Source organism: Aurantimicrobium photophilum (assembly GCF_003194085.1).
Classification (GTDB): Bacteria; Actinomycetota; Actinomycetes; order Actinomycetales; family Microbacteriaceae; genus Aurantimicrobium; species Aurantimicrobium photophilum.
Genome location: NZ_CP023994.1, coordinates 1,168,577 through 1,188,360, shown reverse-complemented (window position 1 = coordinate 1,188,360; position 19,784 = coordinate 1,168,577). Strand labels below are relative to the sequence as shown.

19 protein-coding genes are annotated in these 19,784 nt (G+C 56.5%); 6 read left to right on the top strand and 13 right to left on the bottom strand.

Annotated elements, in window-relative coordinates:
• Nucleotides 1-58: 58 nt before the first annotated feature.
• Nucleotides 59-1,006: a 2,3,4,5-tetrahydropyridine-2,6-dicarboxylate N-succinyltransferase gene (gene dapD, locus AURMO_RS05900; protein WP_110233981.1), complete on the bottom strand. Its 948-nt coding sequence runs from the start codon at nt 1,004-1,006 to the stop codon at nt 59-61.
• 31 nt (nt 1,007-1,037) lie between these two features.
• Here dapD and dapE point away from each other — a divergent pair, with 31 nt between their 5' ends.
• The 3 genes from dapE (at nt 1,038) to AURMO_RS05885 (ending at nt 3,603) form a co-directional block, all read left to right on the top strand.
• Nucleotides 1,038-2,120 (top strand): succinyl-diaminopimelate desuccinylase, encoded by a 1,083-nt coding sequence (gene dapE, locus AURMO_RS05895; protein WP_110233979.1) that lies wholly within the window; start codon nt 1,038-1,040, stop codon nt 2,118-2,120.
• A gap of 14 nt (nt 2,121-2,134) precedes the next feature.
• Complete coding sequence (locus tag AURMO_RS05890; RefSeq protein ID WP_110233977.1) at nt 2,135-3,319, top strand: hypothetical protein; 1,185 nt, start codon at nt 2,135-2,137, stop codon at nt 3,317-3,319.
• 113 nt (nt 3,320-3,432) lie between these two features.
• Nucleotides 3,433-3,603: a DUF3117 domain-containing protein gene (locus AURMO_RS05885; RefSeq protein ID WP_110233974.1), complete on the top strand. Its 171-nt coding sequence runs from the start codon at nt 3,433-3,435 to the stop codon at nt 3,601-3,603.
• A gap of 76 nt (nt 3,604-3,679) precedes the next feature.
• On the opposite strand, the gene AURMO_RS05880 is transcribed toward AURMO_RS05885, so the two are convergent.
• Nucleotides 3,680-4,309: an O-methyltransferase gene (locus tag AURMO_RS05880; protein WP_110233971.1), complete on the bottom strand. Its 630-nt coding sequence runs from the start codon at nt 4,307-4,309 to the stop codon at nt 3,680-3,682.
• A gap of 63 nt (nt 4,310-4,372) precedes the next feature.
• Between AURMO_RS05880 and AURMO_RS05875 the strand changes: the two genes are divergently transcribed.
• Nucleotides 4,373-4,723: a twin-arginine translocase TatA/TatE family subunit gene (locus AURMO_RS05875; RefSeq protein WP_110233968.1), complete on the top strand. Its 351-nt coding sequence runs from the start codon at nt 4,373-4,375 to the stop codon at nt 4,721-4,723.
• A gap of 3 nt (nt 4,724-4,726) precedes the next feature.
• Here the strand turns inward: AURMO_RS05875 and AURMO_RS05870 are convergent, their stop codons facing one another.
• The 5 genes from AURMO_RS05870 to AURMO_RS05850 all read right to left on the bottom strand — a co-directional run bounded on the left by AURMO_RS05870 (nt 4,727) and on the right by AURMO_RS05850 (nt 8,797).
• Entirely contained in the window at nt 4,727-5,071 is a 345-nt protein-coding gene (locus AURMO_RS05870) for a helix-turn-helix domain-containing protein (protein WP_239406805.1), read from the bottom strand.
• A gap of 562 nt (nt 5,072-5,633) precedes the next feature.
• Nucleotides 5,634-6,251 (bottom strand): DNA-3-methyladenine glycosylase I, encoded by a 618-nt coding sequence (locus tag AURMO_RS05865; RefSeq protein ID WP_110233966.1) that lies wholly within the window; start codon nt 6,249-6,251, stop codon nt 5,634-5,636.
• On the bottom strand, nt 6,251-6,751 hold the full coding sequence (locus AURMO_RS05860; protein WP_110233963.1) for a methylated-DNA--[protein]-cysteine S-methyltransferase: 501 nt from the start codon (nt 6,749-6,751) through the stop codon (nt 6,251-6,253). Before AURMO_RS05860 ends, AURMO_RS05865 begins: the two co-directional genes overlap by 1 nt.
• A gap of 97 nt (nt 6,752-6,848) precedes the next feature.
• Complete coding sequence (locus tag AURMO_RS05855; RefSeq protein ID WP_110233961.1) at nt 6,849-8,327, bottom strand: aspartate aminotransferase family protein; 1,479 nt, start codon at nt 8,325-8,327, stop codon at nt 6,849-6,851.
• A gap of 2 nt (nt 8,328-8,329) precedes the next feature.
• Nucleotides 8,330-8,797, bottom strand: a complete 468-nt coding sequence (locus AURMO_RS05850) for an Lrp/AsnC family transcriptional regulator (protein ID WP_110233958.1) — start codon at nt 8,795-8,797, stop codon at nt 8,330-8,332.
• 123 nt (nt 8,798-8,920) lie between these two features.
• On the opposite strand from AURMO_RS05850, the gene AURMO_RS05845 reads away from it, so the two are divergent.
• The gene (locus AURMO_RS05845) at nt 8,921-10,357 is read left to right on the top strand and encodes a gamma-aminobutyraldehyde dehydrogenase (protein WP_110233955.1); all 1,437 of its coding nucleotides are present in this window, start codon (nt 8,921-8,923) and stop codon (nt 10,355-10,357) included.
• Here the strand turns inward: AURMO_RS05845 and AURMO_RS05840 are convergent.
• From AURMO_RS05840 to AURMO_RS05825, 4 genes are all read right to left on the bottom strand, one after another.
• Nucleotides 10,354-11,487: a P-loop NTPase gene (locus AURMO_RS05840; RefSeq protein ID WP_110233953.1), complete on the bottom strand. Its 1,134-nt coding sequence runs from the start codon at nt 11,485-11,487 to the stop codon at nt 10,354-10,356. The two genes, AURMO_RS05845 and AURMO_RS05840, sit on opposite strands and share 4 nt — an antisense overlap.
• A 3-nt stretch (nt 11,488-11,490) precedes the next feature.
• Nucleotides 11,491-12,069 carry a DUF1003 domain-containing protein gene (locus tag AURMO_RS05835; RefSeq protein WP_110233952.1) on the bottom strand — a complete coding sequence of 193 codons (579 nt, stop codon included), beginning with the start codon at nt 12,067-12,069 and terminating at the stop codon, nt 11,491-11,493.
• Nucleotide 12,070: 1 nt separating this feature from the next.
• Nucleotides 12,071-13,414, bottom strand: a complete 1,344-nt coding sequence (locus AURMO_RS05830; protein WP_110233950.1) for a magnesium transporter MgtE N-terminal domain-containing protein — start codon at nt 13,412-13,414, stop codon at nt 12,071-12,073.
• Between the two features lie 71 nt (nt 13,415-13,485).
• Nucleotides 13,486-16,920 (bottom strand): bifunctional proline dehydrogenase/L-glutamate gamma-semialdehyde dehydrogenase, encoded by a 3,435-nt coding sequence (locus AURMO_RS05825; protein WP_110233948.1) that lies wholly within the window; start codon nt 16,918-16,920, stop codon nt 13,486-13,488.
• 89 nt (nt 16,921-17,009) lie between these two features.
• On the opposite strand from AURMO_RS05825, the gene AURMO_RS05820 reads away from it, so the two are divergent.
• A complete protein-coding gene (locus AURMO_RS05820; RefSeq protein ID WP_110233946.1) occupies nt 17,010-17,921 on the top strand; it encodes a LysR family transcriptional regulator in 912 nt (303 codons plus the stop codon).
• On the opposite strand, the gene AURMO_RS05815 is transcribed toward AURMO_RS05820, so the two are convergent.
• Together AURMO_RS05815 and AURMO_RS05810 are read right to left on the bottom strand one after the other, a co-directional pair.
• Nucleotides 17,902-18,285 (bottom strand): DoxX family protein, encoded by a 384-nt coding sequence (locus AURMO_RS05815; protein WP_110233944.1) that lies wholly within the window; start codon nt 18,283-18,285, stop codon nt 17,902-17,904. The genes AURMO_RS05820 and AURMO_RS05815 overlap by 20 nt on opposite strands.
• 2 nt (nt 18,286-18,287) lie before the next feature.
• Nucleotides 18,288-19,745 carry an aminopeptidase P family protein gene (locus tag AURMO_RS05810; protein ID WP_110233941.1) on the bottom strand — a complete coding sequence of 486 codons (1,458 nt, stop codon included), beginning with the start codon at nt 19,743-19,745 and terminating at the stop codon, nt 18,288-18,290.
• Nucleotides 19,746-19,784: the final 39 nt, after the last annotated feature.

The following is a 19,784-nucleotide window of genomic DNA, read 5'->3' as shown; positions in this document are numbered from 1 at the left end:
TCTGAACAAAGAAGAATGCCCCTCTTGCGAGGGGCATTCTCTATTTAACTTAGAGATTCTAGTGAAGTGCTGAGTTCAGCACGATGCCCACGCCCGTGCGCGAGGTGACTTCCACTGCGCCGGTGAGAGAGTTTCGGCGGAATAACAGATTGTTCACGCCGGAGAGTTCCTTGGCCTTGAGAACCGTGGTGTTCTCGCCGTCAATCACGTTCACCTTGGTGCCAGCTGTCACATAGAGCCCTGCTTCAACAACGCAGTCATCTCCGATGGAGATACCAATGCCAGAGTTTGCTCCCAACAGTGAACGTTGACCAATGCTGACCTTCTCGGTGCCACCGCCAGAAAGGGTGCCCATAATGGAGGCGCCTCCACCGATGTCAGAACCATCGCCGACGACGACACCTTGAGAGATGCGACCCTCAACCATAGAGGTGCCGAGGGTTCCGGCGTTGAAGTTCACAAAGCCCTCGTGCATGATCACGGTGCCCGGAGCAAGGTGAGCACCCAAGCGCACACGAGACGCATCAGCGATGCGCACTCGGTCTGGTGTGACGTAGTCGGTCAGTCGGGGGAATCTGTCAATTCCCTGCGCTTGAATGCCGGCGCGAAGTAAGCGTGGGCGCAGGGCAGTGAAGTCATCGGGGTGGACGGGGCCTGCGTTGGTCCAGACCACGTTGGGAAGCTGGCCAAAGATGCCATCGAGGTTGATGGTGTTGGGGGCAACAAGGAGGTGGGAAAGCAGGTGGAGGCGCAGGTAGGCATCAGATGCGCCGTTAGCTGGCTCAGAAAGAGAGATTTCAATGGTGACTGCTTCGAGCTTGACGTTACGACGTGCATCTTCGCCAACGAGGTCTTCGATCTCTGCAGGAACAATCCACTTGTCACGACCTGCTGGAAGTTGTCCCAGTTGGGGGGCGGGATACCAGGTGTCGAGAACGGTGCCATCGCCGGCAATTGTTGCCAGGCCATAACCCCAAGCGTGCGTGTTCGTCTGCGTAGAAACCATGCCTCTAGATTACCGGCGATAAACTTGAGGCATGTCCTCCACTTCTTCGCTTGACCTCTCACGCTCAAGCGTGGAGCTCACCGCAGACATCTGCAACATTGAGTCGGTCTCGGGGAATGAGAAGACGCTGGCTGATGCCATCGAATCTTCGCTGTCGGGTTTGGGCCATCTCGAGATCATCCGCAACGGCAATGCACTCGTTGCGAAGACGAACCTTGGTCGTGCACAGCGTGTGGTTATTGCTGGTCACCTCGACACTGTTCCTGTCAATAACAACCTCCCTGTTCGATACAGCGAAGACGAGGGTGCTGAGTGGCTCTGGGGGCGCGGAACAGTCGATATGAAGGCTGGTGTGGCCGTGGCAGTGAAACTCGCTGCAGAGCTCACTGAGGCCGCTTATGACATCACTTGGATTTGGTACGACAATGAAGAGGTTGCTTCAGAACTCAACGGCTTGGGCCGTCTCGCAGTACAGTCGCCAGAACTTCTGCAGGGTGACTTTGCCATCTTGGGTGAACCTAGTAATTCAACTGTGGAGGGTGGATGCAATGGCACCCTGCGTGTAGAGGTGCGCACACACGGTGTGCGAGCACACTCTGCTCGCGCCTGGAAGGGCGAGAACGCCATTCACAAGCTTGCACCTGCCCTTGCCGCCCTTGCGAGCTATAGTCCCGCAACCGTGACCGTGGACGGCCTCGACTACCGTGAAGGCCTCAGTGCCGTGGGTGTCTCTGGCGGTGTTGCGGGCAACGTCATTCCTGACGAGGCAGCACTAACCGTGAACTACCGCTTCGCTCCCGATAAGAGCGTTGCAGAAGCACTGGCTCACGTTGAAGACGTCTTTGCTGGCTTCGAAGTCGTCGTCACGGATAGCGCTGAAGGTGCTCGTCCGGGGCTCACAGCTGCACTGGCTCAGGACTTCGTTGCTGCCGTCGGTGCTGAGCCCATGCCAAAGTATGGCTGGACAGATGTGGCACGTTTCTCGGCATTAGGAATTCCAGCGGTGAACTTTGGCCCCGGAGATCCTTCCCTGGCCCACACCGATGACGAGCGGGTTCTGACTTCGCAGATCCTCGAGTGCGAGCGCGCACTGCGCAGCTGGCTGACCAAGTAACAGGTCTTCGGGGGATGACAAGAACTCGACTGCCATGGTGGCTCAAAGTCACCTTGGTGTTTTTGCTGGGTCGGGCAGTTTCCACCGTCATGCTGCTGGTTTTGGCCAGTCAACAGGCTGAGAATGCCTGGACTGGCGCCCAGCCGTCACTGTGGGATTTCTCCACGATATGGGATGGTCGCTGGTACAACATCATCGCCGAGACGGGCTATCCGCACGAGCTTCCCTATACCGATGACGGTCACGTCGGTGAGAATGCCTGGGCTTTCCTGCCCGCCTACCCGGCCATCGTGCGCGGGCTTATGGCGATTACGGGGCTGCCCTGGAGCATCTCAGGTGTGCTCATCTCGGTACTGTTTGCACTGGCGGCATCCCTGGTCTTCTACAAGGTCCTGATCAAGCATGTGCCTGCTCAGCAGGCACTCTTTGCCATCGTGCTGTTCGCTGTTTCCCCGGTGTCACCGCTCTTCCAGCTGGCCTATGCCGAATCCATGCAACTGTTCCTGATTGCTCTGGTGATCTTGCTCATGCAGCGCAAACTCTATGGCTGGGTTATTCCGGTGGTCATTGTGTTGTCCTTGACCAGGCCAGGAGCGTTAGCTGTGGCACTGGCGATTGGCCTGCACTGGATTTATCGCTATGCCAAGCGGAAGCGTTCTCGCTTCCCCACTCGTGAGCGAGTGCTGTTAGCTTCTGTGGCACTCATCTCTGCGGGTGCCGGTTTTGCCTGGATGTTTATCGCTGGTTGGGTAACTGGCGTTCCCACTGCCTATCTGGATACTGAACTGGCTTGGCGCTCTGCCTACATTGGCTACCAAGAACTCATTCCTTTCACCCCCTGGATTCACGCTGCCCAGTGGTGGACAACAAGCTTTGGTTATCCCGAACTCGGTGGCTACATTCTGCTCGGTGCTCTCGTGCTGGGTTTCTTTGTCTTCCTCTTCACCCCTGCGATGAAGAAGCTGGGCGTGGATGTTCGATTCTGGCTGGCCAGCTATGCGCTGTATCTGCTGGCAGTGTTCTTCCCACAGTCGAGCACATTCCGTCTGCTCGCGCCGCTCTTTCCTGTCTTGGGAGCCATTGCGGCGCCCAAGTCCAAGGTCTATCGCGTCATCATGGTGGTGCTATTCATCGTCTTGCAGTGGGGTTGGCTCTTGATCTGCTGGCGTATCGATGGATACGACTGGAGTCCGCCCTGAAAAGCGTCCGAAACAACGGATTCCGAAGCTGTTTGAGGCCTTCATGTGGTTTTTGGGCACCAAACAATACGGGATAATAGAAGTACACAAAGTAAGTGAAAGGGGTGGCCTAAATGGCTGCAATGAAGCCACGGACCGGTGACGGTCCCATGGAGGCTGTCAAGGAAGGTCGCCTCATTATTGTGCGCGTACCTCTCGAAGGTGGTGGCCGTTTGGTCGTCTCCGTCAACGACGCTGAGGCGAAGGAGCTTCACGACGTATTGGCGAAGGTAGTTCCTGCCTAGTAAACAACTTCTTCGGGAAACCGAATACAGAAAACCCCCGCTCACTGAGCGGGGGTTTTCTTATGAAGTCTGTGACTTACGCGATCTTGGTGAACTGCAGCAGACCGTCTCCAGCAGGGGAGAGGGCAACCACGATGTTCTCCGACTCAGTAGCTTCGGTGAGCACGGTGCGGAAGCCGGCAATGATTCCGGCACGCTTGGCGGGGTTTGCAATGTCGCCATCCTGCAGGATGTGAGGAACAAGCACGGTGCCGCCCACGCGAACCAGACGCAACGCGTGCTCCGCGTTCTGCGCAACCTGTGCAGGGTCACCATCAACAAGAACGATGTCGTAGCTGTTTTCGTTCATGCGAGGGAGAACATCCAGTGCCTTACCGGTGATCAAGCGCACACGGCTTGCGGGGTAACCGGCTTCGGTGAAGAGCTCACGAGCCTGCTCGTGATACTCAAACTCAGGGTCAATCGAAGTCAGGGTCGCCTCTGGTGCACCAGCCAACAGCCACAGACCGGAAAGACCCAGACCTGTGCCAATCTCAATGATGTTGGTGGCATTCGTTGCCGCAGCAACCAGTGCAAGCTGTGCTCCCACAGCGGGTGAAATCACGTTCACGCCATGCTCAAGTGAAATGGCGCGGGCTTTAGCCTGGGTGCTCGACTCAACATCAAATTCGTTGAGGAACTTCCACGTTAGTTCGTTGTGTGTCACGTCAGTCTCCTTGCTTCCCAAGCGTAGAGCTTTCCCCGTGTTTAGGCGCGGTAGTCTCGTAGTGTGTTTGGTTTGACCTTCGAGAAATTACTCCTGATTGGAGTGATTGCTGTCTTCGTTATTGGTCCTGAACGCCTGCCTGCTTACTCGGCGAAATTTGGTCAATTAGTGCGCAAACTCAAAGAAATGAGCTCGGGTGCCAAAGACCGTATCAAAGAAGAACTCGGTGACGATTTCGACGAGGAAGAGTGGAAGAAGCTCGACCCTCGCCAATATGACCCTCGACGCATCATTCGCGAGGCACTCCTTGATGATGCGCCAGTAAATAAAACTCCAGTGGCAGCACCGGTTGTGAAGAAGCCTGTTGTGCGTGACACGAATGCGTCCACGCCCTTTGATCTTGAATCGACGTAAAGGCTATAACTGAGTTCTTTCAGATTCTTTATCCGGAATAAATGCTAATTTCAGCCCTAACGCATGGGTGAGGCGAAAGAGTGTTGTCGCAGTTGGGTTCCCCACGCCACGTTCGATGCGACTTATCTCGGCTTGCTGAACATCAGCCAGCTTGGAAAGGGTGGGTTGAGTGAGTGATTGTGCTTTTCGGGCTGACTGGAGAGCTGCACCAAGCTCAGCTCGATCATTCATTTCTTTCTGGAAATCTGCAGAAATAGCGTTGTAGATATTCCAGTCATCTTCTGACCAAGACTGACGGATGTCCCTCATGAAGTCTTCGTAGGGAATGGTTTTTTGATTCTTTGCCATGTCAGTAATTATGTGATTAAACACTTTTTATTTCAACCCTTCCTTCCATTCATTATGAAGTTTCCTTGCCGCACGGATCTCTCGTTGTTGCCTTTTGGGAGAGGGATCACGTTGTTTGTCATATCCATGATGAAGAACCACAATCTTGTCTCCATGGAATGTGCAGAATATGCGGATGAGGACTGGAGAGTTCCTTGAGTCGGTACGAGACATGAGCGATGTCTCGTTTGTCGAGTTTTCAATTGCAAGAAGTGATTTCCTTATTCGGAATTCATACAAACCGCCACCGAGTGGCTTCCCCCACTCGCCTGAACAAATCCCGATTCCTTCAACACTCAAAACATTCAATAGCGCAGAGTCGACAACTAATTGTAGATACTTGGAGAGGGATGAGTAAAACCTGCCATACGATCGACCAAAGATTTCTATACACCACCTGGACATCTGATATTCCTCTTAACGGAGCGCAACTTGAAAGCTCACGATACGAAGAACAGGTGGTTACGTGGAGCGGGAATACAAAGCTGAGTGAGGCTGGCGCCTCAACTCAGCTTGTGGAGGACTAGTTCGCGAGATGACAACCCGCAAGGTGGTCATCCACTAAGCCAGCTGATTGCATCAGCGCATACATTGTGGTGGCGCCCACGAACTTGAAACCGAGTTTCTTCAAAGCTTTGCTGAGCTGTTCGGACTCGGTTGTCACAGCGGGCACTTCTGCAAGGGTTGCATAGCGCGCGTGCTCGTCACCAGCGCAGGAATTGGCGCGCTGCCTGGACATCGGTTGGAATGACCAGATTAAGTCGTGCAGGGCGCCAGCGGATTGCTCAAGCAAGTTTTTGGTTACCTTCGCATTTTCTATGGTCGCCACAATCTTGGCGCGATTACGAATAATGCGTTCATCGAGCATGAGCCGTTCGACGTCGTCATCGGTGAAGCTTGCCACCGCGTCAATATTGAAGTCTGAGAACGCTTCGCGAAATCCGGGGCGGCGCTTGAGAATCGTGATCCAGCTGAGCCCTGCCTGAAAGGCTTCCAGTGAGAGCTTTTCAAAGAGCTTCTGGTCACCCAGGAGCTTCACGCCCCACTCTTCATCGTGATAGCGCATGTATTCGGAGTCGGTGCCGACCCAGCCACAACGAGCGAGGCCGTCTTCGCCGATCTCGAGATCTTTGTAGGCCATTACCTGTAAGTAATGCCTTCGATGTCCAAGAGCTGAATCTTGGTGGAGACACCTGAACCACCGGAGTAGCCGGTGAGCTTGCTGTTGCCAGCAAGAATGCGATGGCAGGGAACAATGATGGGCACGGGATTCGCTCCCACAGCACCTCCCACGGCACGAGCTGCCTTGGGGTTCCCCGCACGGGCAGCAAGGTCTCCATAGGAAGCATGACCGCCATAGGGGATGGCCAAGAGCTCATGCCAGATGGCCTGCTGGAATGGTGTTCCCACCAGCTTGACGGGAACGTCAAAGTCTTTTCTCTTGCCGGCGAAGTATTCACCAAGTTCCTTGGTTGCCTGCTTAATCACCTTGTCGGGAACACCTGGGCGACCACCGTGCTGCAACCGTCCGTGAGGTGAACCCTCCACGCCTTCAATGCTGAGAAAGGTGATGGCTTCGCCATCGCTGGTCAGCTCAATGCGACCGATGGGGGAGTCGATGGTGGCGAAGGTGGAGGTCATATTTACAAAGATAATGGGGCTACCACCGCACGCGGTAGCAGCCCCATTGGGATACTGACATCGAGTAGTGGCGACGAAACCCTACTGAGCCAGAGTGTTAGACGATCTTTGCGCCTTCCTTGAGGACGCCCTCGAGGATTTCACGCATTTCAACGAATTCCTTGGGTCCAATTGTCAGCGGTGGAGCAAGCTGAACAACGGGGTCTCCACGGTCATCTGCACGACAGAACAGTCCTGCGTCATAGAGAGCCTTGGAGAGGAAGCCACGGAGCAAACGCTCGGACTCGTCGTCGTTGAAGGTCTCCTTGGTGGCCTTGTCCTTGACGAGTTCGATTGCAAAGAAGTAACCGTCACCACGCACGTCACCGACGATGGGGATGTCGAGGAGCTTCTCCAGCTCAGCACGGAACAGTGGCGAGTTGGTGCGCACGTTCTCGTTGAGCTTCTCTTCTTCGAAGATGTTGAGGTTTTCCAGTGCAACAGCTGCAGACACGGGGTGACCGGCGAAGGTGTAACCGTGGGGGAAGTAGCTGGTGCCCTTGGAGAAGGGCTCATAGATCTTGTCAGAGATGATGGTTGCACCGATGGGGCTGTAACCACTGGTCATACCCTTGGCGCAGGTGATCATGTCGGGGACGTAGCCATAGGCGTTGCAGGCAAACATTTCACCGATACGACCGAATGCACAAATAACCTCGTCCGAAACCATGAGGACGTCGTGCTTGTCGCAGATCTCGCGTACGCGCTCCATGTATCCGGGAGGTGGTGCGAACGCGCCACCAGAGTTTTGAACGGGCTCAAGGAAGACAGCTGCAACAGTGTCAGGGCCTTCGAACTCGATCATTTCTTCGATGCGGTTTGCTGCCCACTGACCGAATGCGTAGAGGTCATCTCCGTGCTGTTCAGCGCGGTAGAAGTTGGTGTTTGGAACACGGAAGGTCGAAGGAACCAGAGGCTCAAACATTTCCTTCATCGCAGGGATACCCGTAATCGAGAGAGCACCCTGAGGGGTTCCGTGATACGCAACAGAGCGAGAAATCACCTTGTGTTTAGTGGGCTTACCCATCTTCTTCCAGTACTGCTTTGCCAACTTGAAAGCAGTTTCAACAGCTTCACCACCACCGGTGGAGAAGAAGACCTTGTTGAGGTCGCCAGGTGCATAGTCTGCGAGGCGGTCAGCCAATTCAATGGCGGAAGGGTGTGCGTAAGACCAGATGGGGAAGAAGGCGAGTTCTTCGGCCTGCTTAGCGGCAGCCTGAGCCAGACGCTTGCGTCCGTGTCCAGCCTGAACAACGAACAGACCAGAGAGTCCATCGATGTAGCTCTTGCCCTGGATGTCGGTGATCATGTGACCGTCACCCTTGACGATGATGGGCACACCGTTTTCGTGCATGACCGACTGGCGTGTGAAGTGCATCCAGAGGTGATCACTGGCCTTCTTTTGAAGGTCCTTGTTGTCGTAGGTTGGCGCAACGTAAGGCTTCTCTGCCTCGGTTGCAGCGGCAGGTGCAACAACATGAGATGGGGCTGCGGCGTGAGCTGCAGTCTTTGTTTTCCGAGAGGTAAATAACGGCATTTTTATCGCGTTCCCCAGTTATATAACTGTTTGTGGAGCTTGAGATAGACGAAGGTTTCGGTTGAAACCACTCCCTCAAGCTTTCGGATCTGTTCGTTGAGAAGATTGATGAGATCTTCGTCGGACTCACAGACAACTTCAGCCATGATGTCGAATGACCCGGCGGTGAGCACCACGTAATCGACGGCTTCTAATGCAGCCAGCTTGTCGGCGATGGCGCGGGTGTCACCCGAGCAGCGCAGGCCGATCATTGCTTGGCGGTAGAACCCAAGTTGCATGGGGTCGGTCACAGCGACCACCTGCATCACGCCAGCTTCGGTCAGCTTTTGCACGCGTTGGCGGACAGCAGCCTCAGATAGACCTACCGCCTTGCCGATTTCGGCATAGGAGCGGCGACCGTCTTCTTGCAGCTGTTCAATGATGGCCTTGGACACATCATCGAGCTGCGCGGCGCGAGTCTTAGAGTTCATGGGGTTGATTCTGGCAGGAAAAAACACCCGAAGCAAGTGAAACCGCACATTTATGTGGATAAAACTACGAAATCCTCAGAATTACCCTTCTTTTACTATCGGTTTTCGCCTTATGCTGGGTTCATGAGTACTCACGCATTGAAGAACTTCATCAACGGCCAGTTTGTCGAATCCACCACAGACGAGCGTCTGGACATCCTCGACCCCACCACCGAAGAGGTCTATGCCACCAGCCCTGTCTCTAGTGAGAAGGATGTTGCCGACGCCTATGGCGCCGCGGCAACAGCATTCGAAGCCTGGGGTGAGACCACCCCCAGCGAGCGCTCTCTTGCTCTCTTCCGTATTGCAGATGCCATGGAATCCCGTGCGCGTGAGTTTGCAGAGGTGGAGTCCAAGGACACCGGTAAGCCACTCGAGACGCTCGTGGAATACGAAATCATGCCCTCGGTGGACCAGATTCGTTTCTTTGCTACCGCTGCTCGCCACCTCGAAGGCAAGTCTGCAGGCGAATACATGGCCGATCACACGTCCATGATTCGCCGCGAACCTATTGGTGTGATCGGACAGGTCACCCCCTGGAACTACCCGCTCAACATGGCGGTGTGGAAGTTCGCTCCTGCAATTGCTGCGGGTAACACGATTGTGCTGAAGCCCTCCGACACCACCCCTGCTTCGACCATGCTGTTGGCTGAGATGGCATCAGAGTTCCTGCCCGCCGGTGTCTTCAACGCCGTGATGGGTAACCGCGACACCGGTAAAGCAATGGTGGAGAACAAGACTCCACAGATGATCTCCATCACCGGTTCTGTGCGTGCCGGTATGGAAGTGGCCAAGAGTGCTGCCACTGACCTCAAGCGCGTCCACCTGGAACTTGGCGGCAAGGCCCCCGTCATCGTCTTTGACGATGCAGATATTCCCTCTGCTGTCGAAGGCATTGTCGGTGCGGGTTACTTCAACGCCGGCCAGGACTGCACTGCAGCAACGCGTTTGCTCGTGCAAGAAGGCATCTATGACGAATTCATGGCAGAGCTCGTCAAGTATGCCCGTGCGAATGCCATCACTGGTTCACCACTGGATGCCAACACCATGTTTGGTCCCGTCAACAACGTGAACCAGCTGGCACAGGTCCAGGGCTTTATTGAGCGCCTGCCCGATAACGCCACCATCGAACTTGGTGGCAAGCGTCAAGGCAACACGGGTTACTTCCACGAAGCAACGATTATTTCTGGCCTCAAGCAAACAGATGAGGTTATTCAGAATGAGATCTTTGGTCCGGTCATGACCGTGCAGAAGTTCACCGATGAAGCACAGGCATTGACCTGGGCCAACGACGTGAACTACGCCTTGGCTTCCTCTGTGTGGACTCAGAACCACGGCCGTGCAATGCGCATGGCAAAGAAGCTCGACTTTGGTTGTGTGTGGATCAACACCCACATCCCCATTGTTGCTGAGATGCCTCACGGTGGATTCAAGCACTCCGGATACGGCAAGGACCTCTCTGGTTACGGCTTTGATGACTACACCCGCATCAAGCACGTGATGAGCTACATCGGGGACTAAGCCGGGGTAATTCCGAGGTTTATTCCTGCACGACTGGGCCCGCTGTGAGCAATCACGCGGGCCAGTTCTGTAATGGCCTGAGCTGCAGGATCTGCCGGGTTAGACAACACGATAGGGGTTCCTTCATCGCCACCTTCACGCAGGCCTAGGCTCAATGGAATCTTGGCCAGAACCTTGACAGCCTTGTCTTGACCAATACTCAGTTCGTTGGCAACCGTCTCTGCGCCGCCCTCACCAAAGAGAGCGAGAGCTGAACCATCTGGCAAGACCAAAGGCCCCATATTCTCCACCACGCCCAAGATGCGTTGGCCAGTCTGGCGGGCCACGACGCCGGCCCGCACAGCAACCTCACTTGCTGCAGTCTGGCCCGTGGTGACCACGAGCACTTCAGCGTTGGGAAGCTGCTGGCCCACAGTGATAGCAACATCACCGGTGCCAGGAGGCAGGTCTAGCAACAAGAAGTCGAGGTCACCGAAGTAGACATCGGTCAAGAACTGGGTGATGGTGCGTTGCAGCATGGGTCCGCGCCAGGCCACGGCGGCATTGGCGTTCTCCACAAACATGCCAATGCTGATCACCTTCACGTCGTGGCCAACCGGGGGCACAATCATGTCATCTAGGCGTGTGGGCTTTGCTGCCACACCATCTGGCGCAAGACCCATCAGCGCGGGGATGGAGAAGCCATAGACGTCGGCATCAAGGATGCCGACACGGAAACCTTGCTGAGCTAGAGCAGCTGCCAGATTCGCGGTCATGGTGGACTTTCCCACACCACCTTTGCCACTGGTGACAGCAATAACGCGCGTGAGCGTGCCAGGACCAAACGGGTTCTGCTTTGGTCCACCGGGACGAAGTCGTCCCAGCAGCTCAGCACGTTCCTCAGCAGTCATCACCTGAACATCAACAGTGACTTCCTCGATGCCGGTGACACTCAGTGCTGCAGCACGAACATCGCTTTCAATCTTCTGTGCTGCAGGGCAGCCCGCAATAGTGAGACGAACCTCAACTGATGCCGTGTTGTTGTGTGTTGAAACTCCACCAATCATGCCGAGATCGCCCAGGCTGCGGCGAAGCTCGGGGTCGATTACTGCCCCCGCAGCCTCACGAACGAGCTCTGTGTGAGTACTCACGTGCTACTTGGCAGAACGAGTGGCAGGACGCGTTGCGGGCTTCTTTGCAGGTGCCTTAGCCGCAGGCTTCTTAGCCACTGACTTGGCAGGTGCTTCGTCCTTCTCGAGTTCCTCGAGCAGGGCACGCAGTTCAGCCTTGATGAAGTCTTTGGTGGCCATGTCTTTCATCGCCAGACGCAGCGCAACAACCTCACGGGCGAGGTATTCGGTGTCAGCAAGGTTGCGCTCAGCACGCTGGCGGTCCTGCTCAAACTGAACACGGTCGCGGTCATCCTGGCGGTTCTGAGCCAACAGAATCATGGGTGCTGCATAGGACGCCTGCAACGACAAGATCAGGGTCAAAGCCGTGAAGCCGATTGCATAGGAGTCAAAACGCCATGCTTCGGGAGCAAAGGTGTTGAACAACATCCACACCACAGCGAAGATGGTGAGCCCGAGCAGGAACCAGGGAGTACCCATGCCTCGTGCAATGGTTTCGGTGAATCGACCAAAGCGATCGCGAGAACGCGATGGTCGAGGGTTCAGCGCGCTGAAACCTTTGGGGGAGTCGAAGCTTTCATCGTGACGGTTGCTTCGTGCCATGTCAGCCCCTCCTTCCTCGGGTTACGGGCTTTGCTGCAGGAGCAGCACTCTTCTTCGCGGGACGCTTCTTCGGCGCACGTTTACTCATCGCTGCCGAGGCAGGAGTGTCTTCGTCGTCGTGACTGCGCCAGTCATCAGGGAGCAAGTAGTCGAGCACGTCATCGACGGTGACCACGCCGACGAGGCGATGGTTTTCGTCAATAACGGGAACCGAAACCAGGTTGTAGCTGGCAAGAATACGAGAGACCTCTGCGGCAGGTGTGTCTACCGAGATGGGCTCAAGACCGGGGTCAATGAGAGCACCCAAGCGCTCGTGGGGTGGGTAGCGCAGCATGCGCTGGAAGTGCACCATGCCCAAGAAGCGTCCGGTGGGGGATTCGTAGGGAGGCAGCGTAATGCAGACTGCTGCTGCCAAGGCAGGTGCAGTCTCATTACGGCGAATCATGGCCAGACCTTCAGCAACGGTCGACTCAGCAGACAGAATGATGGGCTCAGGGGTCATCAAACCACCGGCGGTGTCCGCACCGAAGCTGAGCAGCAGACGAACGTCATCGGCTTCCTCGGGCTCCATCAGCTCGAGGAGATGTTCACCACGCTCTTCGGGAAGCTGAGCAATGAGGTCGGCCGCGTCATCGGGCTCCATCTCATCGAGGACGTCTGCAGCACGCTCGTCGTCGAGCTGCGCCATGATCTCAATCTGGTCGCTCTCGTCCATCTCTTCGAGAACGTCAGCAAGACGGTCATCGGGAAGCTCTTCAGCAACCTCGAGCATGCGCTCCTGAGGCAGATCCAGCAGAGTGTTGGCGAGGTCAGCGGGGCGCAGTTCAGAGTAGGACGCAATGAGGGCTTCGGCAGACTGTGGTTCGCCCGCTTCGGTCTTCTCGGTAATCAGTGACCAGGGAACAAGCGCAGTGGGGCCCTTAGCGAAGGGAGCACCAGCTTGGCGGGGGCGACGAACAAAGAGCTGAGAGATTGCCCACTCGCCGGGACCAGTCTCTTCGATAGCAGCGTCTTCGATTTCGGCTTCGCCGGAACCGTCGTTGAAGGTGACCTTGCGGCCTAAGAATTCAGCCAGCAGGCGGACTTCGCCACCGCGCTGTTCAAACTTGCGGTCAGAAATAGGACCGGTGGTGATGACCTGGCCGCTGCCAATGCTGGAGACGCGACCTATCGAGATAAACACACGACGCTTACCGGGAAGTTCTGCCAGCAGACCAACCACTCGGGGAGCATTGTCCTTGCGGTACACCACGAGGACATCACGAATACGACCCAGGCGGTCACCCGCGGGGTCGAAAACGCCGCTGCCTGTCAGGCGCGCTACAAATACTCGTGTTCCAGTCACGTCTCTAACCTACCCGTTAAGCACTGTTTGCGCCCCTTGTGGAGGCGCAAACAGTGTGTGAACAGTGTTGTTTAGATCAAGGCATCGCTGAGGTGATTGGGGGTTCCAAAGCGGTGCGCGGTGATGCTCACAGCCTGCTCGCGCAAGAAGGGGAGCATTTCGATGCGGCCTGCCAGAAGCACAGGACCTGCATAGACGGCCACATCAGGGCGACCGTTGGTTGCCGCGGTGACCTGTGCTGCGGAGCCTCCAATCAGGCGGATGCGAGCATTGGTTAGATCCAACTCGTTCAGGCTAGAAAGCCAGGAGCCGTCTGAACGCTGGTCAACGCGAATACCGGTGGCTTGCAGTGCCCAGAGGTAACGCTCACCAAGGTTTGCAGGTACCGAGATGGTGAAGTTAGATTCTGCACGCATGGCGGCCAGCACCACGCGGAAGAGTTCAACTGGGTTGCCTGCTTCCATGAGGCGAATCTGGGTAGGCACCGAGCGGTAACGGAAGACGTTGCGCTCCACACCCAACTGGGACACATCGATTGCCTGACCAAACTCAGTTGACCACGAGAACTGGTCCAGGCTTGCAGCCTGGCGAACCCACGCCAGCTCGCCACCATTGAGTGTCTCCGAACGCTCGATGGCGTCAAGAAGAGTGAGCACGTGCTTGGAGATGGGAGCCTGGCCGATGTCTGCTGTGGCAGCAATTTCCCAGTTCCCGAGACCAAAGAGGTAGTTGGGGCCACCTGCCTTTGTGCCAGCACCCACAGCAGACTTCTTCCATCCACCGAAGGGCTGGCGCTGCACAATGGCACCGGTAGTGCCACGGTTGACGTAGAGGTTTCCAGCCTGAATGGTGTCCAGCCACAGGCCTACTTCGTCAGCATCCAGGGAGTGGATGCCCGAAGTGAGGCCGTAGTCAATGGCGTTGACCAATGCAATGGCTTCTTCAAGCGTGCGGGCAGTCATGATGCCGAGCACAGGGCCGAAGTATTCGGTGAGGTGGTATTCGCTACCGGCCTTCACGCCGTCGCGCACACCAGGAGACCATAGCTTTCCGGTTTCATCGAGCTGTGTGGGCTCAACGAGCCACTTTTCACCCTTGCCCACTGAGGTGAGCGCAGAAAGCAGCTTGCCCTTCGCTGGTTCAATGATGGGACCCATCTGGGTGGTGGCATCCTGGGGGTAGCCGACCTTAAGGCTGGAGACGCCGTCGATGAGCTGGTTGCGGAAGCGCTGCGAGGTCGCTACGGATCCAACCAGAACAACCAGGGAGGCAGCAGAGCACTTCTGGCCTGCGTGACCGAAGGCCGAGTAAATGACATCCTTGGCCGCCAGGTCGAGGTCAGCACTGGGGGTGACAATGATGGCGTTCTTACCGCTGGTCTCTGCCAGCAGAGGAAGGTCATGACGTAGTGAACGGAACAGCTCAGCTGTTTCGTAACCACCTGTGAGGATCACGCGGTCAACGCGAGGATCCGAGACCAGCTTGCTGCCGAGGGTGCGGTCTCCAATGTTGACCAGCTGGAGAGCATCGCGAGGAACACCTGCCTCCCAGAGTGCTTCCACCATGACCGCACCACAGCGACGAGCCTGGGCAGCAGGCTTGATAATCACAGGTGAACCTGCTGCCAGGGCAGCCAAAGTTGAGCCTGCGGGGATCGCAACGGGGAAGTTCCAGGGCGGAGTGACCACGGTCAGGCCAGCAGGAACAAACTCAGCACCAGAGATACGACCCAGCTTTTTGGCTTGCTCGGCGTAGTAGTGAGCAAAGTCGATAGCTTCGGTGACCTCGGGGTCAGACTGATCCAGCGTCTTGCCGGTTTCGCTGGCAGCTACTTCCATCAGCTCGGCACGGCGTGCTTCGAGAACTTCACCGGCACGGTGAAGGATCTCAGCACGCTCTTCTGGCGAACGTGTGCGCCACGATGAACCAGAACCGGTTGCGGTGGCAAAGACAGCCTCGAGTTCAGCTTCGGTATTGACAGTGTGGGTGGCCACGGTGTCATTGCCCAGCTGTGAGGTGGCAATGCGAGAAAGGATGCCATCGCCCCAGGCGCGGTTCGCCGCAATCGCAGGGTCAGTGTCTGCTGCGTTCTCGAAACGGTCGGTAGGCATGGGCTTGGCTGGCTTGGTGCGGTCCTGCACGCGGTGAGAAGCAGGGACCGTGTCATCGAGCTCGGCAAGTGAGTTCAAGAAACGAGTCTGCTCACGTTCGAACAGTGCTTCATTCGCGGAGAGTTCAAACACCGCCGACATGAAGTTGTCCTGAGACGCGCCTTCTTCGAGGCGTCGGATCAGGTAGGCAATTGCCACATCGAACTCTGCTGGGTGAACCACGGGTGTGTAGAGCAGAAGTCCGCCCACGTCCTTCTTGACGGCTTCGGCCTGACCCTGGGCCATACCGAGGAGCATTTCGAATTCAATTCCGGACTGAACGCCGCGCTTGCCGGCAAGAAGCCAGGCATAGGCCACGTCAAAGAGGTTGTGACCGGCAACACCGATGCGGACGTTGCCAATGCGGTCAGGGTGCAGGGCGTAGTTGATCACGCGCTTGTAGTTGGTGTCGCTGTCCTGCTTGGTGTGCCAGGTAGCAAGTGGCCAGTCGTGCAGTGCAGCCTCGACGCGTTCCATGGGCAGGTTGGCGCCCTTCACCACGCGAACCTTGATACCTGCACCACCGCGTGCGCGGCGAGCAGCAGACCATTCCTGAAGCTGCATCATGGCAGCAAGTGCGTCAGGCAGGTAGGCCTGGAGCACGATGCCAGCTTCCAGGTTGAGTAGCTCTGGTCGATCCAAGATGCGGGTGAACACTGCAATGGTGATGTCGAGGTCCTTGAACTCTTCCATGTCCAAGTTGATGAACTTGGGAGTGGGGCTCTCGGCAGCCAAGTGGAACAGCGGAAGCAATCGCTCCACGACGTGCTCCACATCCTGCTCAAATGCCCAGGCAGAGTGAGGAGCAACAGTGGAAGACACCTTGATGGAGACATAGTCGACATCATCACGAGCGAGAAGGGCACGAGTTCCTTCGAGGCGGCGAGCAGCTTCGCGCTCGCCGAGAACTGCTTCACCGAGCAGGTTGACGTTGAGGCGAACACCGGGCTTGCGGAGCTTGGCGATTGCACCACTGAGCTTGGCATCGGTGGCGTCCACGATGAGGTGGCCCACCATGTTGCGCAGCACCTTGCGAGAAATGGGGATAACTACACCAGGAAGAATCGGCGCAACGAGCCCACCCACGCGCACTGCAGCGCGCATATACCAGGGCAGGAACGCTGGAACCTTAGGAGCAAGCTCCTTCAAATTACGCGCAGCAACACGCAAGTCTTCGGGGCGAACCACACCATCAACGAAGCCCACGGTGAAGGCAAGACCGTTGGGATCCTTGAGCACACCGGCCAGCATGACGGCGCTGGAGTCAACGGGGAATCCTTGTGCTTCGGTCAACCATTTGCGAACCAATGCAATGGAATCTTGGGCAAGTTCAGGCGAGAGAGCATCTGCGGTCATGTTCTTAGTCTGGTGCCCAAAAGACTTAAGATAAAGCGCACATTAGTTACTAATACTCATTAGAATTACTTAACCTTTTAAGGAGTGCCATGCTCGACCTCAGACGACTCCGTCTTCTGCGTGAAGTCAAGCTTCGTGGCACCCTCGCTGAGGTGGCAGAAGCACTGAATTACAGCCCTTCTGCTGTCTCGCAGCAGCTGGCACTTCTCGAGAAAGAAGTGGGAGTTCCCCTACTTCGAAAGTCTGGGCGCCGGGTTACGCTGACCCCACAAGCTGAGATTCTGGTTGCCCACACCTCAACCGTTCTCGAAGTGCTGGAACAGGCGGAGGCAGAAGTCACGACTTCACTCGAGCGTCCAGCTGGTTTAGTGCGTTTGGCGGTATTCCAATCAGCAGCGCTTGCGCTTCTTCCTGACGCGTTGACTCTAGTTCGGAGCGAATACCCAGAGATGCGGCTGGAAGTAACCCAGCAAGAACCTGAAGCTGCCCTGCATGCCACATGGACGCGTGACTTTGATTTGGTTATTGCCGAGCAATATCCAGGCCATGCCGCACCGCGTCATCCCGAGCTGGACCGGGTGGATCTCACAACCGACCCCATTCGCTTAGGCGTCTCAAAGAAGCTCGTTACTGAACACAACATCAAGTCCTTGGCTGACACTGCTGGTCTGCCTTGGGTCATGGAACCGCGGGGAACGGCTTCACGACATTGGGCTGAGCAGGCTTGTCGACAGGCTGGGTTTGAACCCGATGTGCAATTCGAAACGGCAGATATTCAGGCTCACATTCGCCTTGTGGAGTCAGGTAATGCCGTGGCCCTGCTGACGGGTCTGGCCTGGGTGGGTAGGCCTGTGACCGTGGAGCTCATTGACCTGCCTGGTAACCCTCGAAGGACAGTGTTTACCGCAGCTCGTCGTGCCAGCGCCAAGAGCCCGGCCATTGTGGTGTGCCGAGACGTGCTGGCCCGCACAGCAGAGTTAATTACTTCGACCGAAGGATAGTTCTCGTCGGGGATTTCCACGCCCACCACAGCAAGGGAAGCTGCAGAGGAATACGGACCCAGGCAATCACCGTTAGCACGGTGCTGTCAGAGCCCAGTTGATCAAAGGCATACCAAATATTGGCAGGCCACACCGCCAACAAGGTGAGAACCGTCAGCACAGGTGCCCAGCTCCAGCGTTTGAGCAGTCCAAGAACACACGCCAGCTCCACGACACCGGAGACATAAACCAGAGCAAGATTCGTAGTCTCACCGAGTTCTGGTGGCATGAGCCACAAGAAACCACCAGGGGTGACCAGGTGCAGAACGCCACTGACCGTAAACAGCGCAATGACAATCCAACTACCGACACCGCGCTGGGTCATGGCTACTTCCTCTTTTTCTTGGCTAGGGCGTCAGCTTTGATCTGAGCTGCCTTCTGTGCCTTTGCAGCAGCGGCATGGGGTGCAAGCCATGCCTCCACGTCATCAGCGGTGCGAGGCAAAGCAATGGTGAGGTTCTCTGCACCGGTGGCAGTGACCAGGATGTCATCCTCGATGCGCACGCCTATGCCGCGGTATTCCTCGGGAACGGTCAGGTCATCTGGCTGGAAGTAGAGCCCGGGCTCAATCGTGAAGATCATGCCCTCTTTGACAATGCCGTCCATATACATTTCACGACGTGCCTGGGCACAGTCATGCACATCAATACCTAGGTGATGACTGGTGCCATGGACCATGTAGCGGCGGTGGTGACCATTCTCGGGAAGAAGTGCTTCTTCTGCCGTCACGGGGAGCAGGCCCCACTCGGCCGTCTTTTTCGCAATGACACCCATGGCGGTGTTGTGTACGTCACGGAACGTGATGCCGGGCTTCACTATGGCGAAGGCAGCATCTGCTGCTTCGCGCACAGCTTCGTACACCTTGCGCTGAATCGGGGTGAAGGTGCCATTCACGGGCAGGGTGCGGGTGACATCTGCGGTGTAGTAGCTGTCTCGCTCCACACCAGCATCAATCAAGATGAGGTCGCCGTTGTTGACCACACCATCATTGGTCACCCAGTGCAGAATGCAGGCGTGAGCGCCGCTGGCAGCGATGGTTCCATAGCCCACACCATTACCTTCTAGGCGTGCGCGTGAAGCAAAGGCACCTTCAACAAGGCGCTCGCCTCGCTTGTTGCCAGCTATCGCAGGCAGCACACGAGCGATGTCCGCGAATCCGCGGATGCTGGAGGCAACTGCTTCCCGCATCTCGTTGATTTCAAACTCGTCCTTGACTAAGCGCATTTCAGAGAGATCTTGAGCGAGATCTTGAGGAAGGTCCGTCACCTCGGCATCTTTGACAGGAAGCTCATCAAGGTGACGGGTGGCAATACCGAGATCGCCCGCAACCTGCGCAAGGGAAGGGCGGGGACCAATCCAGAACTCACCAATGTCGCTATTGGCATAAAACTCGTCGGAGTCGCGACCAGCGCGCTCGCGGAAATACAAGGTCGCCTCGTGACCTGAAGCAGTTGGTTCCATCACCAGCACTGAATCAGGTTCACTGTCGGAACCCCAGCCGGTCAGCCAGCTAAAGGCCGAATCAGCCCGGAAGGCATAAAAGGTGTCATTGCTGCGGCGTTTCATAGCGCCAGCAGGAATGACCAGACGCTTGCCTGGATATTTCTTGCTCAGTTCAGCACGACGTGCTGCGGCATAGGAGGCCTGTTCGCGAGGTGCGGGAATCTCTTCAGCACGGTCAGCCCACTGGCTGGAGATGTAGTGCTTGAAGGTGTCAGATCCAGGAGTTGTTGAGCGGTTCTCTGTGCCTTTAGGGACCTCGTGGATGGCTTCCTCAGCGTTCATGCTTCCAGTCTGTCACTGCTGGGAGCAGAAAGTAGGAGT